The sequence below is a fragment of the Streptococcus sp. 5346 genome, assembly GCF_013277455.1.
GTDB lineage: Bacteria > Bacillota > Bacilli > Lactobacillales > Streptococcaceae > Streptococcus.
In genome coordinates this window covers 26165-42448 of the sequence record NZ_VMMY01000004.1, presented here as the reverse complement: position 1 = coordinate 42448, position 16284 = coordinate 26165, and the positions used below count along the sequence as shown (strand labels likewise).

At 37.2% G+C, this 16284-nt stretch carries 16 protein-coding genes; 3 read left to right on the top strand and 13 right to left on the bottom strand.

All coding sequences use genetic code 11. The annotated features are described in order from the left end of the window. Positions 1-43: 43 nt before the first annotated feature. From rpsB to HT732_RS03955, 11 genes are all read right to left on the bottom strand, one after another. Positions 44-823 carry a 30S ribosomal protein S2 gene (gene rpsB, locus HT732_RS04005; RefSeq protein WP_000268470.1) on the bottom strand — a complete coding sequence of 260 codons (780 nt, stop codon included), beginning with the start codon at positions 821-823 and terminating at the stop codon, positions 44-46. Between the two features lie 226 nt (positions 824-1049). Then, positions 1050-2228 carry a CHAP domain-containing protein gene (locus HT732_RS04000; RefSeq protein WP_173254044.1) on the bottom strand — a complete coding sequence of 393 codons (1179 nt, stop codon included), beginning with the start codon at positions 2226-2228 and terminating at the stop codon, positions 1050-1052. A 93-nt stretch (positions 2229-2321) separates the two neighbouring features. Beyond that, the gene (gene mreD / locus HT732_RS03995; RefSeq protein ID WP_173254043.1) at positions 2322-2816 is read right to left on the bottom strand and encodes a rod shape-determining protein MreD; all 495 of its coding nucleotides are present in this window, start codon (positions 2814-2816) and stop codon (positions 2322-2324) included. Continuing rightward, entirely contained in the window at positions 2816-3634 is an 819-nt protein-coding gene (gene mreC, locus HT732_RS03990) for a rod shape-determining protein MreC (protein WP_173254042.1), read from the bottom strand. The genes mreD and mreC overlap by 1 nt, the downstream gene beginning before the upstream one ends. A gap of 59 nt (positions 3635-3693) precedes the next feature. After that, the gene (locus HT732_RS03985; RefSeq protein WP_173254041.1) at positions 3694-4488 is read right to left on the bottom strand and encodes an energy-coupling factor transporter transmembrane protein EcfT; all 795 of its coding nucleotides are present in this window, start codon (positions 4486-4488) and stop codon (positions 3694-3696) included. Then, positions 4481-5320 carry an energy-coupling factor transporter ATPase gene (locus tag HT732_RS03980; RefSeq protein ID WP_173254040.1) on the bottom strand — a complete coding sequence of 280 codons (840 nt, stop codon included), beginning with the start codon at positions 5318-5320 and terminating at the stop codon, positions 4481-4483. The genes HT732_RS03985 and HT732_RS03980 overlap by 8 nt, the downstream gene beginning before the upstream one ends. After that, positions 5305-6132 (bottom strand): energy-coupling factor ABC transporter ATP-binding protein, encoded by an 828-nt coding sequence (locus HT732_RS03975; RefSeq protein ID WP_173254039.1) that lies wholly within the window; start codon positions 6130-6132, stop codon positions 5305-5307. The genes HT732_RS03980 and HT732_RS03975 overlap by 16 nt, the downstream gene beginning before the upstream one ends. After that, positions 6129-6674: a CDP-diacylglycerol--glycerol-3-phosphate 3-phosphatidyltransferase gene (gene pgsA / locus HT732_RS03970; RefSeq protein WP_049511275.1), complete on the bottom strand. Its 546-nt coding sequence runs from the start codon at positions 6672-6674 to the stop codon at positions 6129-6131. Before pgsA ends, HT732_RS03975 begins: the two co-directional genes overlap by 4 nt. A 10-nt stretch (positions 6675-6684) precedes the next feature. Beyond that, positions 6685-7527, bottom strand: coding sequence for a cytoskeleton protein RodZ (gene rodZ, locus HT732_RS03965; protein ID WP_173254038.1), 843 nt, complete (start codon positions 7525-7527; stop codon positions 6685-6687). 41 nt (positions 7528-7568) lie between these two features. Then, entirely contained in the window at positions 7569-8852 is a 1284-nt protein-coding gene (locus HT732_RS03960; protein WP_173254037.1) for a pitrilysin family protein, read from the bottom strand. Continuing rightward, on the bottom strand, positions 8849-10099 hold the full coding sequence (locus HT732_RS03955; RefSeq protein WP_173254036.1) for a pitrilysin family protein: 1251 nt from the start codon (positions 10097-10099) through the stop codon (positions 8849-8851). The genes HT732_RS03960 and HT732_RS03955 overlap by 4 nt, the downstream gene beginning before the upstream one ends. 158 nt (positions 10100-10257) lie before the next feature. Between HT732_RS03955 and yaaA the strand changes: the two genes are divergently transcribed. Next, positions 10258-10626 carry a S4 domain-containing protein YaaA gene (yaaA, locus tag HT732_RS03950; protein WP_000455895.1) on the top strand — a complete coding sequence of 123 codons (369 nt, stop codon included), beginning with the start codon at positions 10258-10260 and terminating at the stop codon, positions 10624-10626. A gap of 2 nt (positions 10627-10628) precedes the next feature. Then, positions 10629-11720 carry a DNA replication/repair protein RecF gene (recF, locus tag HT732_RS03945; protein WP_173254035.1) on the top strand — a complete coding sequence of 364 codons (1092 nt, stop codon included), beginning with the start codon at positions 10629-10631 and terminating at the stop codon, positions 11718-11720. Positions 11721-11776: 56 nt separating this feature from the next. Here the strand turns inward: recF and guaB are convergent, their stop codons facing one another. Next, positions 11777-13255, bottom strand: a complete 1479-nt coding sequence (guaB, locus tag HT732_RS03940) for an IMP dehydrogenase (RefSeq protein WP_173254034.1) — start codon at positions 13253-13255, stop codon at positions 11777-11779. 151 nt (positions 13256-13406) lie between these two features. Continuing rightward, complete coding sequence (gene trpS / locus HT732_RS03935; RefSeq protein WP_173254033.1) at positions 13407-14432, bottom strand: tryptophan--tRNA ligase; 1026 nt, start codon at positions 14430-14432, stop codon at positions 13407-13409. A 205-nt stretch (positions 14433-14637) separates the two neighbouring features. On the opposite strand from trpS, the gene HT732_RS03930 reads away from it, so the two are divergent. Next, positions 14638-16260, top strand: coding sequence for an ATP-binding cassette domain-containing protein (locus tag HT732_RS03930; protein ID WP_173254032.1), 1623 nt, complete (start codon positions 14638-14640; stop codon positions 16258-16260). Positions 16261-16284: the final 24 nt, after the last annotated feature.

Here is a 16284-nt window from a genome sequence, read left to right as displayed (position 1 = left end):
CGGGCTAAGCCCCGCCCTCCTAGGTAATTACTATTTATATGAATTAAGCGTTGTCGCCTTCTACAACTTCAACGATTTCTTCAATTGAATCTGCTTGAGTTTCTGAAGCTACAAATTCTGCTTCAACTGCTACTGCATCTTCACCTTGACGTCCTTCGATGATAGCGTCAGCCAATTTAGCTGTGATCAATTTAACAGCGCGGATAGCATCATCGTTAGCTGGGATGATTACATCGATATCATCTGGATCAGTGTTTGTGTCAACCATCGCTACAACTGGGATTCCCAATTTCTTAGCTTCTTTAACAGCGATTTGCTCTTTATGTGGGTCAACTACGTACATCACATCTGGAATACGAGGCATATCTTCGATACCACCCAAGAATTTTTCAAGACGTGCACGTTGTTTGTTAAGAAGTGCAACTTCTTTCTTAGGAAGAACTTCGAAAGTTCCATCTTCTTCCATACGTTTGATTTCTTTCAAACGAGCGATACGTTTTTGGATTGTTCCCCAGTTTGTAAGAGTTCCACCCAACCAACGGTGGTTGATGAAGTATTGACCTGAACGTACTGCTTCTTCAGCAACTGCATCAGCTGCTTGTTTCTTAGTACCAACGAACAATACAACTGCATCGTTAGCTGCCGCATCACGCATGAAGTCGTATGCTTGGTCAGCGTATTTTACAGTTTGTTGCAAGTCGATAACGTGGATTCCGTTACGTTCTGTAAAGATGTATTTAGCCATCTTAGGGTTCCAGCGACGAGTTTGGTGACCAAAGTGTACACCAGCCTCAAGAAGTTGTTTCATTGAAATTACTGCCATGAGTATTTCTCCTTTTTGTTTTTTTCCTCTTCTTGACTTCAACTCGCAAAACGACCCAAGGGCAACTGCTTCACAATTCATCAAGAATGAGTATTATCGTTCACACGACAATTTTTATTCTACCATACTTTTTCGATATTTTCAAGCTATTTTGATGGGATTTTTAATCGTTATTGTCTCTGGTAAAACCTAAAAAAGAGGGCTCTATTCGAGTCCCTCTCTCTAATTAGTCTGCATAAATATATGTCACAAAACCTTCAGAAGTCGTTGTTGGATTAAACCATCCACGGTGGTTTCCAAGTGTGCGATTACCTGCATAGTTTGATTCTGATACTTGAATACGTGTTGTTGATTCAACAGCTGTAACAACCGCTACGTGTCCATATCCACCATCGTTCCAACATGCAATTGCTCCAACTTGAGGGGTTGAACCTGTACGGAAACCTGCTGCTGCTGCACTTGTAGCCCACTGTGCTCCATTACCCCAGTAGTCTCCAGCCCAAGGTGCCAAGGTTTTTACTCCCCATGTACATTCACCAATTGGATAAGTTGAGGCATTTGTGTTATATGTTGGACGTACTTTAGCCTGAACAGGTGCTACTGCAGATTCAGATACTGCTTGTACCTGTGCTGTTAGGTTTGTATTACCTGAAGCAAGTACTGATTGTTGTTGGCTAGCCTGTTTTTCTTTATAAGCTGCTTCTGCTGCCGCAGCTGCACGAGCCTCTGCCTCAGCTGCCGCTTTTTGCTCTAATAGACTTGCTTTTTCCCCTTCAGCTGTCGCTTTCTCAGCAGCAAGACTCAATTCAGCAGCCTTTAGTTCTGCCTGTTTCGTAGTCAATGCTTGTGCATCATCTGCCAATTTTTGTTGATTAGCAATTACAGTATTGATTGCATCATTGTTTGCTACTTGTTTTTCAGAAATAGCTTTTTTATCTGCTTTTTGTTGTTCTAACATTTTGTTATTCGCAGATACGATTTCACTCATTGCAGCAACACGTGAAATAGCTTCTGTAATTGATTTTGAGTTTACGATTGTATTGATGTAGCTAGTTGCGGCTCCATTTGTTTGAGCACTACGAGCTTGTTTTTCCAAAGATTGGTTACGAGAAACAATGTTTTTAGAAAGTTCTGTAATCTCACCCTCGAGTTTCTTAGATTCTGCTTGTAATCTATCATTTTCAGATTGCAAGTTAGATTGCTCTGCTTGAATAGCAGATACTTGCTCCTGAATTTGATCAACTTGTTTTTGGGCTTCTTGTTGTTGTGCTGTTAAGTTACTAATTTTATTATCTTGAGCAGCAATTTTGTCATCAGTCGTTTCTGCATGCGCAGTTGTTAAAACAGCTACTTGAGAAACCATTACTGTACTTAATAAAAGTGACGCTAAGATTTTTTTCTTCATATTACGTAGATACTCCTTCTTTTAAAGACAATACTAGTATACCAAAAAAAGGCCTAATGAATATTACGCCTTTGTTACATTTTTGTTTCTTTCTTATAGATAATATCTTTCAAAAATAAATTGAAAAACAGTAATCCATAAAAAATTTAAAATCATCGTCGGTACCAAGCTATAGACTATAAAAATCGACATGTTATCCACTGTCAGCCCTACCATAAGAGCCAAAAGATAACTACCCATTTCAAACAGGAATGTCAGTACAATCATGGCTAGCATTCTTGTCCAACGATTCAACAAAATAACACTATTCAATTTATGAAGAAAGGCTCCCAATAAGATAAATAAGAGAGTTGCGATCCCTATTAGATGGAAAAAGTAAACATCGTAAACCAAGCCTATCACAAAACAATAGACTAGGTAGAGATACTCTGATACTTCTATCGTCTCAAATAATAGAAATAGAAAAAGAAAATGACTAGCCAAATGTACATGGGGGAAAAATGAGCCCAGAAGCTGGCTAATATGGGCGTCAATTAGAACAAAGAAAGGAAGCAATAAAAACACTCCAACCCGCTTCAACTGTCTCATTATGAATTCCCCACTAATTCTATCACATCCACATTATGAGTATCTGCACTCAATTTAACAGTTACTTCTCGTGTCAAATAGTCTGTACTATGCGTTGTGGCAACCACTTCACCTACAGGAATATCAGCAACGTTAAAGTTTCCTAATCCCCCCGTTGTCACCTTATCGCCTGTACTAATATCGCTATTGCTATTTAATTGGCTAATTTTAAGAACTTCATTTTCCTTGTCGTAGCCAACAATAATTCCATAAATTGTGGTAGTGCCGTGTTGAATTTTAACAGAAATCTTATCAGCATTTTCCGTATTTGTCAGAAGGTTGACCATGGTAGAGTTCTCCTCTACTTTTGAAACGCTCCCAATCAAACCACCATTTGCAATAGCTAACATGTTATCTGAAGCTCCTTTTGATTTGCCTACATCTAAGGTCAATTCCTGTTTCCAAGATACCGGAGAACGCATAATAACATCTGCTGCTAAAGTCTTTGTGGCTTGCAATTTAGACTTCATATCAAGCAATTGGCGCAGTTGTTCATTTTCCGTCTTTAAACTTTCCGCCTCATTTGATTTAACTTCTAATTGGTAAATCTGTTTCTTCAAACTTTCATTTTCATTATATGTTCGTGTCAAATGTGCCAAATCTGATTTGACAGAATCAAACCACTGAAAAGGTTTTTGTACAACCCTATCAACCAATGAGATTCCATCTCCTAATTTTGTCACAATTGTACTTGAATAAGTCGTCGCTAAGAGAGCTGACACAAGCAGAACAGTGACAAAAACAATAATGACATATTTTGATTTTTTAAAACGGTTCATATCCCTACCTTTATATCAAAAACTGTTACAGTAACTTTTTTATCAATTCCTGAAATCTACTAAGATTTTAAGAAAAATAAACAACAACCAAGTATGAGAACAACAAGAATGGTCAGCGTATCCTTTCGAGTCCATTTCAATTGTCGGTATTGACTTCTGCCTTTTCCCCCCTGATAACCACGCGCTTCCATAGCGATAGCCAAGGAATCCGCACGTTTTAAACTTGTTGCAAAAAGAGGGATCAAAATGGGAATCATCGCCTTCACCTTTTGAACAATGCTTCCTTCACCAAAATCCACTCCACGCGCTTTCTGTGCATTCATAATCCGCGTCGTATCATCCATTAAGGTCGGAACAAAACGCAAACTCATGGACAGCATCAATCCAATTTCATGAACTGGAACTTTCACACGCTTTAAAGGCACTAACAAAGCTTCGACAGCTGAGGCCAAACTTAAGGGCATGGTTGTTAAGGTTAACAAAGTTGAAAAGAAAATAATCAATACAAAACGACAAAAAATAATCCCAGCTTGTTGCAAAGCATAATCTGTGATTCTCAGAAACGAAAATTCAAATAAAACATTCCCATTAGAAATGAAAAAAAGTTGAAAAATAGTTGTGAAGGCAATCAAGAAAAACATAGATTTCAAGCCCTGAATAAAGAATGAAAGAGATACTCCGGACAAGGCAATAAAGATACCTGTCGCTATAAAAAGAATTAGATTCGTCAAAGGGTTATTAGCCCAAAAAACGATTAAAATCAGTAGCATCATAGCCAGTAATTTGCTACGTGGATCCAATCGGTGAACAATCGAATCCCCTGGGATATAACGCCCCAAAATCATACTATCCATTTAGCGACTCCTTGAACTCCTCTATCTTAATCGGTAATCGTTTAAATGACACGCCTCTATCCGCCAATCGTTTACAAAAGGCCGTAATTTTAGGTACTCCCAACTGCACTTCTTCCATAAAGACAACATCTTGAAAGACATCACTTGGCTTACCACCCTTAACTAGACGTCCCTTTTCCATCACATAGACTTGATTCGCATATTCAGCAACATCATCCATCAAATGCGTTACCAAGACAATGGTCATCCCTGACTGGTGGAGTTTTTTGAACAAATTCATCAACTCTTTTCTACCCAGAGGATCCAGGCCTGCTGTGGGTTCATCTAAGACTAATACAGCTGGCTCCATGGCAAGTATGCCTGCAATGGCCACACGTCTCATTTGTCCCCCTGACAGCTCAAACGGACTACGATTAAAAAGTGACTCATCAATTCCAACCAAAGCCAGTTTCTCACGCGCAATCTGCTCCGCATCTTCTTCAGAAACTCCAAAATTTTGCGGTCCAAAAGCAACATCTTTCAAAACCGTTTCTTCAAAAATCTGATTTTCAGCAAACTGAAATACTAAGCCAACCTGTTTTCTAATTTGACGAATATCTTTATTTTTAGAAGTCGAGGTGATTAAGGTATCAAAAACTCGCACACTCCCTTGACTTGGCACCAATAAACCATTTAATAGTTGTAAAATAGTTGATTTACCACTACCTGTATGCCCAATTAAAGCCGTATAAGAACCATCTTCAATCGTCAAAGAAACATCCGTCAAAGCTGTTGAAGCTAAGGGAGTACCTTCTTGATATGTAAAACTCACATTTTCTAGAGCAATTCCCATAGCTTATCCTCTAGCTCACTTTCTGTCAAATAATTTTCAGGTAAATCATAGCCATTCTGGCTCAAAGAATGTTTTAATTGATTGGCAAAAGGATCGTCTAATCCAATTTGATCTAAATCATTTCGAGAGAAAAGTTCTCTTGGGCTACTGGTTGATTCAATTTCCCCTTTTTTCATGACCAACACACGATCACTCATGGCAACTTCTTCCAAATCATGGGTAATAGAAATGACCGTCATATCATAGTCTTTTCGAATTCCTTTTACTGTCTCAATCAGTTCTCTACGACCCTCAGGATCCAGCATACTCGTTGCTTCATCTAAAATTAAAATAGCTGGTCTTAGGGCTACAACACCTGCAATGGCCACACGTTGCTTTTGGCCACCTGATAGACGCGCCGGCTCTCTCTTTTTAAAGTCTAACATGCCAACTAAAGCCAGAGCTTCTTCCACTCTCTTTTTCATTTCTTGACGAGAAAGGCCCTGATTTTCCAAACCAAAAGCAACATCATCTTCAACAGTCGCTCCAACAAATTGATTGTCTGGATTTTGAAAAACCATACCGATTTGACGACGTATTTTCCAAACATTTTCCTCAGTCAGCCGTTGGCCATCAATTACAATCTCTCCGGATTCTGCTTCCAGTAAGCCATCAATTAAGCGAACCGTCGTTGATTTACCACTACCATTATGCCCTACAATCGAAAGCCATTCTCCACGTTTCACGTGAAACGTAATATCCTTCACATCGTAGTAGTTCTGATTTTCTTTATAGCGAAAAGAAAGATTTTTTACATCAATTATTGATTTCATTTCGAACCAAATGTCCCTTTAAATACATAGGCACTACCCTTGAAATAATCATAGCCAGAGTAGATAGTGAAAAACAAGGCTACATAAAGTAGAACTTGACCAAGCAAAGTCCAATGTAATAGCAAGAAAATAATCGCAAACATCTGACTAAAAGTTTTAATTTTTCCAGGCATTGCCGCTGCTAAAACTGTTCCACCAGTTTCAACCAATAAAAGCCTTAAACCTGTCACAGCCAACTCACGACAGATAATTACTGCAACAATCCAAGCTGGAGCCATACCTAACTCAATCAGCATAATAAAAGCCGACATAACTAGTAACTTATCCGCCATAGGATCTGCAAATTTACCAAAATTACTGACCACATTCCATTTACGTGCTAAATATCCATCTAAATAGTCGGTAATACTGGCAACAGCAAAGATAATAGCTGCTACTATATGACTCTCTATCGAATTTCCTATCGTTAAAATAAAGATAAAAATAGGTATAAAGAGAATTCGACCTATTGTTAAGAGATTGGGAATTTGTTCTTTTTTCATTCGTTTTTCCTTAATTTTTAGTAAAGGTTACAGTGATTTGTCCAGTCTGCGCTGTTAATTTCGATAAATCAACAGTCTGATTATCTACTGTCAAAGTAACACCTTTGACAACACCTAAGGTAATGGTTACAGGACTTTTAGTTGCAACTGTTGCTTCTGCACTTTTATTATCCGGTGATAAGGTTACACCGCCCTCAAGTTCGCTTTCTGAAACACTGACCCAACTTGTAACCTCTGAAACTGCCAATTGCAATTTAACTGTTTCCTTACTTGTCTTATAAGCGATTTCTACATGATTTCCTTCACCTGATACACTTATAGCTGATTCTACACTAGAAGAACTGCTAGATGAACTACTACTTGATAAGTGGGGAACAGAGCTAGTTGAACTTATTGAACTTGTTGATTGAACCACACTGTAATTAGAAAGAGAAGACCCCTCTGGTTGAGTTTGAATATAGTTCCAAACATAATAGGTCACAAAAATTAAAATCGATAAGGCGAAAAGGATAAAATAAAATAAAGGTAAAAAGGATGTTTTTTTCTTCTTTTTCTTACTTGAACGTCTACGACCTGTCAACTCATCTTCATCAACATCTACTTCCTCATAAGTAATCATACTCCCAGAATCATAAGCATCCAAAACAATTTGGTCATCTAACTCAACAGCCCATGCATATTTTCTCAAGAAAGAACGCGTGTAAAAAGGACTTGGAAGTTGATCGAAATCGTCTGCTTCCATTGCTTCCAACATATCTAACTGGATTTCTGTCTTTTTCTGCAATTCATCTAAACTCAATCCCTGATTGATTCTAGCTAATCGTAAAACCTCTCCAATTGTTTTTTTCCTCATACTTGTCATCCCTTCTTTCTAGTGTCTATTATGATAGGTTACTACGATGGGAATATTGTAAAATCAACTATATCCCCTTCATCTATTAAGTGATGCCCTGCTTCAAGGACATCCTCTAAAGTAATTTCCTGTAAAATCTTTGGTAAATCAAAAATTGTCTCACCATGTTCAAAAGCATCATATTGCGTTGCAATAAATTCAAGAGAGTTCATGCTGCTGAAAAATTCTCCAAACATCTCTCTTTTGATAATATCTAAATGTTCCTCTGTAATATCTAAATCCTTTGTAAAATTACGAATGGCCTTCCTAAATTGATGAGATAAAGCAACTGGCTCTTTCGTATCCATTGTCAACATGACAAAATGAAAGCGACTTGTTACTTCAATTTCAAGAGATAAGGAAGCATCTATTTTACCTGATTCATATAACTTTTGAAAACGATCCGAAGTCCAACCAAACATCATTGCAAACAATAATTTTAATAAAATATGATATCGATAGCAATCCGCCTCAGCAACTTCTCGCTTACCTCTAACTCCAATCGCTAGTTTGGGAGAAGATACTTCCATTCTCATACTGTCTGTTTGCTTTACAGCCTGTAAAACAAACTTTTCTCTTACTACTTCCTGAACATCTAAATCTTTCAATTCTTTTCTTTCAAAATAGTCCTGTACTTGCTCCACATCAAAATCACCAACTAAAAACAGATACATGTTTACAGGTTTGTAAAATCTTGTAAAATTTTCTTGCAAATTAGTTAGATTTATTTGGGAAATGGACTCCTCACTTCCAACTATATCCGTCGCTAAAGGTGTACCTGGATACAAATTCGCTAAGGTTGAAAAGAATAAACACGAATCTGGATCATCTTGATACATTTCTCGTTCTTGCTGAATAATATCCTGCTCTCTTAAAATGGAATCTTCAGTAAAATGTGCTGATGTTACCAATTCATCAAGTAAATCTAAATTTTCTAAAAAATGATCCGTTGCTGAAAAAAGATAGCTTGTTTTTGTAAAGCTTGTAAAGGCATTACTATCTGCACCTAGACTCGTAAAAGCCGACATCAAATCGCTAGAATCTTCTCTCTCAAATAATTTATGTTCAAGAAAATGAGCAATTCCCGCAGGATATTCTTTTACATCTCCGTCAACTTCTGTGACAAGCATATCTACCGAACCAAACTGGACAGTTACACTCCCGTAAACCTCTTTAAATTCCTTTTTAGGCAAAAGAGCAACTGTCAATCCGTTGGCCAAACGAGTTCGATAAACCATTTCTTTTACAGCTGGATAGTATTTTTCTTCAAAAACAACCTTTGTCATTCTATTCCTTCCATAAAGTAAATCGCCTGTAGTTTCACATTATTAGCTGCTCTACAAATAGCATCTTTGTCAACTTGCTCGAGTTTTGCAATCCAACCTTTAAAGTCTGCTGAAGATTTTCCAAGTAAGGCATTTTGATAAGCACGTTCAATCAATGAACCTTGATTATCTTGAGAAAGCAACAAAGACCGACGAATCATTTCCTTGGTCTGCTCTAGCTCAAGCTCTGTAAAATATCCTTTTTTTAAATCAAGCAGTTGATTATTCATCATTTTTCGAGCCTGATTCCGATTTTCTCGATCAATGCCAGCATACATCCTCAAGAATCCACTAAACAAATCAAGCTGACTTGAAATAGTATAAGCCAATCCAGCATTTTCACGGACATTTGTAAATAGTTTAGAGTGAGCAAATCCACCAAGTAAACCATTCATTACAATCATGGGTAAATGTTGCTCATCACCATATTCAGAAGGGCAATGATAACCTAATTCCAAAATGGATTGTCCCACATTTTTCCGAACCACACCTTCTTGTAGTATATTGGAATAAGGTTGACAATACTGAATCTTCACATCTCCTTTTCGACCTTTAAAGCCAAATGATTCTAATACATTTTGAATTTCAACCTCATTAAAATCACCTAGGAAAAAGAAATCGATTCGATCATTGACCAAAAATTCTTGGAAACAAGAATAAGAACTTTGTGGAGTTTCAGCTAAAATACGATTTCGTAAATCACTATATTCCAATTGGAGACGTTCGTCATGAAAAAATAATTTGTCTAATTCTTTATGTGTAAAATAAAAAGAATCATCCATATCAGCTGCTAAACTTGCTAGCAATTGTTTTTTCTCAATTTCAAATAAGGCCGGATCAAACCCATTATCAACTACTACGGGTGAAAAAAGAGTTTCTTTTACTAGTTCCAAAACCTGTGAAGTTAGCACATTTTTCCTACTTAAAAACTCATCACGAACATAGGTAAATGTCAATTCTACAATGTGGCTTTGCCCTCTTCTGAAACAATTGGTTGACATATCTGTACCGTATAGACTGGCCAAATGTCTTCTCAAAGCTTGAGAAGTAGGGTACATCAAATTAGCAGTCTCTAGCATACTCGCACTCAACATGCGACCTGCAATCGTATCAAGAGATAATGGAGCTGTAAAACGCACGGTGATTTTGTTCGTTTTAAACTTTTTTGATTGGATAAAATGTGTTGAAATTCCATGCACTAACTCCATGATTTACCTCCTTATATACAGACTTCTATTATATCACGAAAACCTGAAATTTTCTTGTTCTCTGTAACACTTTTGAAATAAAAATCGCTTACATTTCTCCCTGTTTCTCTCACTATTTTTAGGAAAATATGGTATAATACCAAAGATTGAGGTGAATTATGGAATACAAATTATTTGAAGAATTTATTACCCTCCAAGCACTACTCAAAGAACTTGGAATCACACATAGCGGAGGAGCTATCAAATCCTTTCTCTCTGAACATTCTGTTTACTTTAATGGGGAATTAGAGAGTCGTCGCGGTAAAAAACTTCGTATTGGCGATAAAATTGACATCCCTGACATGAATATTGACATTTTGTTGACACAACCTACTTCTGAGGAGCAAGATGAATACCAAGCTGATAAAGTTGAAAAAGAACGAATCGCTAAACTTGTTAAGGAGATGAATAAAGGAATAAAAAAAGACAAATCGAAACTTTCTTCATCACCCAAAAGCAAACAAGCTCCGCGATTCCCTGGTAGATAATCATGTGGCTACAACACCTATCTCTTAAAACTTTTCGTAACTACAAAGAGACGAAAATAGACTTTAATCCTAAATTAAATATCTTTTTAGGACGCAATGCACAAGGTAAAACAAATATGTTAGAGGCTATCTATTTTTTAGCCTTAACACGTAGTCATCGAACTCGAACCGATAAAAATCTCATTCATTTTGATAAGGAACAACTTCATCTTTCAGGTCTTGTTCAGAAAAAAACGGGATCCATTCCTCTCGAAATAGAACTAACACAAAAAGGCCGGGTGACAAAAGTTAATCATTTAAAACAGGCACGACTTTCAGATTACGTAGGACACATGAATGTTGTCTTATTTGCTCCTGAAGATTTACAACTAATTAAAGGAGCGCCTTCAGTTCGACGAAAATTCATTGATATGGAGCTTGGACAAATCAAGCCCATCTATTTATCAGATTTAACCAATTATAACCATATTCTTAAGCAAAGAAACACTTATCTAAAATCAGCTCAAACAATAGATGAAACCTTCCTTTCAGTACTAGATGATCAGCTAGTTGATTATGGATGTCGTGTGATGAATCACCGCTTAGATTTCATAAAAAAACTAGAGCATTTTGGTCGTAAGAAACATTTTGAACTTTCTAATCAGATTGAAGAATTGTCAATATCCTATCAATCTTCTGTAAAGATAACTGACAAAGAAGACTTATCAGAATCTTTCAAAATTGCTTTAGAAAAAAGTAGATCCAGAGATTTATTTAAAAAGAATACTGGTGTCGGTCCTCATCGAGATGACATTTCTTTTTATATAAATGGGATGGATGCTAGTTTCGGAAGTCAAGGTCAACATCGTAGTCTCGTCCTCTCGATAAAATTAGCAGAAATCGAATTAATGGAAAGCATTACTACAGAATCTCCAATATTACTGCTTGACGATGTTATGAGCGAACTTGACAACACTAGACAACTAAAATTATTAGAAACGATTTCTCATTCAATCCAAACCTTTATCACAACAACCAGCTTAGATCATCTTCAAAATCTACCAAAAAATCTAAGTATCTTTACTATTCAGGATGGTAAAGTTGCTGTAAATTAAAATTGACAACATCGTAAAAGAACTCCTGTTTTCACGGGAGTTCTTTTCATTGTTTTTTACATAGAATAATTTGGCGCCTCATTAGTAATTTGTACATCATGAGGATGGCTTTCTTTCAAACCAGCACCAGACATTTCAATAAATTGAGCATTATCATGTAGTTCTTTAAGGTTAGCTGCACCACAGTAACCCATACCAGATCGGATACCGCCAATCATTTGGAAGACAATGTCAGCTGCAGCTCCTTTATAAGCAACACGACCTTCAATTCCTTCTGGAACGAGTTTGTTTGCTTCATTGACAGAACCTTGGAAGTACCGATCGCTTGAACCTTTCTTCATTGCTGCGATTGATCCCATACCACGGTAAGTCTTGAACTTACGTCCTTGGAAGATTTCAGTCTCTCCTGGAGCTTCATCAGTTCCAGCAAACATTGATCCAAGCATAACTGCATTTCCACCAGCAGCAAGAGCTTTTACAATATCTCCAGAATACTTGATTCCACCGTCAGCAATGATCGTTTTTCCATATTCACGCGCAACGGCTGCAGCATCGTAGATAGCTGTTACTTGCGGAACACCAACACCTGCAATCACACGAGTAGTACAGATAGAACCTGGGCCAATACCAACCTTGACAACATCTACACCTGCTTCATAAAGGGCACGTGCACCTTCCGCAGTAGCAATATTTCCAGCAATCAAAGTACGATCTGGGAAATGAGCACGAATCTCAGCAATTTTACGTAGGACACCTGCAGAATGACCATGTGCAGTATCAATAACAATCGCATCCGCTCCTGCTTCAAAAAGAGCCTCTGCACGTTCAAATGTATCTGAAGTAACACCTACTGCACCTGCAACTAGTAGACGACCAAACTCATCTTTAGCCGCATTTGGAAACTCAATAACTTTTTCAATATCTTTGATAGTAATCAAACCAGAAAGACGACCTTCTTCATCTACCAACGGAAGCTTTTCAATACGGTGTTCTTGAAGAATGCTCTCAGCTATTGCAAGATCTGTACCCACAGGAGCAGTCACAAGATTTTCACTAGTCATATGGTTTGAAATTGGTTGGTTATAATCTGAAATAAAACGAAGATCTCGGTTTGTCAAAATACCAACTAATTTACGATTTTCAAGTGTTTCAACAACTGGAACACCACTAATACGGTAACGCCCCATAAGCTCATCAGCTTCAGCAATTGTATGTTCAGGCGTCAAGAAGAACGGATCAATAATAACCCCATTTTCAGAACGTTTTACCTTGCGAACTTCATCTGCTTGTTGAGCAATTGACATGTTTTTATGGATAACTCCGAGACCACCTGCACGAGCAATAGCAATGGCCATTTGACTCTCAGTTACTGTGTCCATGGCAGCGGTAATAATTGGGATATTTAAAGTCAAATTATCTGCCAATTTAGTTGTTAAATCTGCATCGTTAGGCAACACATGACTTTCAGCTGGAATAAGCAATACATCATCAAAGGTAAAACCTTTTTTCAAAAATTTAGCGTCCCAATTAGACATTCGAAGTTTCCTCTTTTCTTTCTTTTTGAGCTTGACTCTTTTTATATTGTATCTATCATACCATTCTATAAAAATTTGTCAAATGTTACAGGGGTAAATAAAAAACTATCTTTTCTTTGAGATAGAAATGATAGTTTCTTGTAAAATAAACTTAGTTAAAGTAATGAAGTCCCATTGCTCCTTTAACCTCAGATAGGGTTTGATCTGCAACTTCACGCGCTCTTTCACTACCTTTTTGAAGCATATTATAAACTTCTCCCATATCCTTAGCAAATTCGATACGGCGCTCACGAATAGGACCCAGTTCACGTTCTAATATTTCAAGTAGATAACGCTTGGTCTTCACATCACCAAGACCACCTCGTTGATAATGTTCTTTCATGTCAGCAATTTCTTGAGCATCTTCTGGGCGACCAAAAACATCTAGATAATGGAAAACCATATTTCCCTCAATCTTACCTGGATCTTCCACTCGAATATGATCTGGATCTGTATACATACTCATTACTTTTTTACGCAAAGTATCCGCATCATCAGCTAAATAAATACCATTATTGAGTGATTTAGACATTTTAGCATTTCCATCTAAACCAGGCAAACGCCCTGCTCTTTCATTTTCTGGATAAATACCTTCCGGCTCTACCAAGACATCACAGTTATATGCATTGTTAAAAGAACGAACAATTTCACGAGTCTGCTCAATCATTGGTTTCTGATCTGTCCCAACAGGAACATAATTAGCCTTAAAAGCAGTGATGTCAGCTGCTTGAGCTATTGGATAGACCAAGAATCCTGTCGGAATGCTTTCTCCAAATCCTTTCTGAGCAATTTCTGTCTTGACAGTTGGATTGCGCTCCAGACGTGCTAATGAAACCAGATTCATATAATACATAGACAACTCAGCTAATTCTGGAATTTGGCTTTGAATAAAGATAGTTGACTTACTTGGATCCAATCCAACTGCAAGGTAATCCAAAGCCACATTTCCGATAGACTCTACAATGGTTTGAGGATCTTTGGCATGATCTGTCAAGGCTTGTTGGTCAGCCAAGAACACAAACATATCATACTTATCCTCTTCCTGTAATAATACTCGATTTTTGAGACTTCCAACATAATGTCCAATATGCAATTTTCCTGTTGGACGGTCTCCTGTTAAAATAATGGGTTTAGTCATTTTATTCTCCTTCGATATGGTCCCTTCAATTATAGCATTTTTTTAATGAAATAACTGCAATTTATAAAAATAAATCAACCTTGCTATTTACGGATTTGTGTAAAGTATGCTGTAAATGTAATTTACACAAAATTGACAGATAAAAATTTGAATATTTCCGTATTTTCTAGTAGAATAAATATATTACACATATAGGAGAAAAACATTGCTTACAGTATCTGATGTTTCACTACGTTTTAGTGATCGCAAACTTTTTGATGATGTCAATATCAAATTTACAGAAGGAAATACTTACGGATTAATCGGTGCTAATGGTGCCGGAAAATCAACCTTTTTAAAAATTTTAGCTGGAGATATCGAACCTACTACTGGTCACATCTCTCTTGGTCCAGATGAACGTCTCTCTGTTCTTCGTCAAAATCACTTTGACTATGAAGATGAACGTGCCATTGATGTTGTTATCATGGGAAATGAAAAACTTTATAGCATTATGAAAGAGAAAGATGCCATCTACATGAAGGAAGATTTCTCAGACGAAGATGGAGTGCGTGCTGCCGAACTTGAAGGAGAGTTTGCCGAGCTTGGAGGCTGGGAAGCAGAAAGTGAAGCCTCTCAACTCCTTCAAAACCTAAATATCCCAGAGGAATTGCACTATCAAAATATGAGCGAATTAGCCAATGGTGAGAAAGTAAAGGTTCTCCTTGCCAAAGCACTTTTTGGTAAACCTGATGTTCTTCTTTTGGACGAGCCTACCAACGGTTTGGATATCCAATCGATTACTTGGTTAGAAGACTTCTTGATTGACTTTGATAACACAGTTATCGTAGTATCCCACGACCGTCACTTCTTAAACAAAGTATGTACTCACATGGCCGACCTTGACTTTGGAAAAATCAAACTCTATGTCGGAAACTATGACTTCTGGAAGGAATCTTCTGAACTCGCTGCTAAATTGCTAGCAGACCGTAATGCCAAAGCAGAAGAAAAAATTAAACAATTGCAAGAATTCGTTGCTCGTTTCTCTGCTAATGCTTCTAAATCAAGACAAGCAACATCACGTAAGAAAATGCTTGATAAGATTGAACTTGAAGAAATTGTACCATCTAGTCGTAAATATCCATTTATCAACTTTAAAGCAGAACGTGAGATTGGGAATGATCTCTTGACAGTAGAAAATCTAACTGTAAAGATTGATGGTGAGACTATTTTAGATAATATCAGTTTTATCTTGCGTCCAGGTGATAAGACAGCTCTTATTGGTCAAAATGACATCCAAACGACTGCATTAATTCGTGCAATCATGGGAGACATTGATTATGAAGGAACTGTCAAGTGGGGAGTTACCACTAGTCAATCTTATCTGCCAAAAGATAACTCAGCTGATTTTGCAGGAGGAGAATCAATACTTGACTGGTTGCGTCAATTCGCAAGTAAAGAAGAAGATGATAATACTTTCCTACGTGGTTTCCTCGGCCGTATGCTCTTCTCTGGAGATGAAGTTAACAAACCTGTAAATGTCTTGTCAGGGGGAGAAAAAGTCCGTGTCATGCTTTCAAAACTCATGCTCTTAAAATCAAATGTCCTTGTACTTGATGATCCAACCAATCACTTGGACTTGGAATCTATCTCAAGCTTGAATGATGGATTGAAAAACTTTAAAGAATCAATCATCTTTGCCAGCCATGACCACGAGTTTATTCAAACTCTAGCCAACCATATCATTGTCTTGTCTAAAAATGGCGTCATTAACCGTATCGATGAAACCTATGATGAATTCCTAGAAAATGCAGAAGTACAAGCAAAAGTTAAAGAACTTTGGAAAGACTAAATAAAAATTCAAAACTCAGTTGGA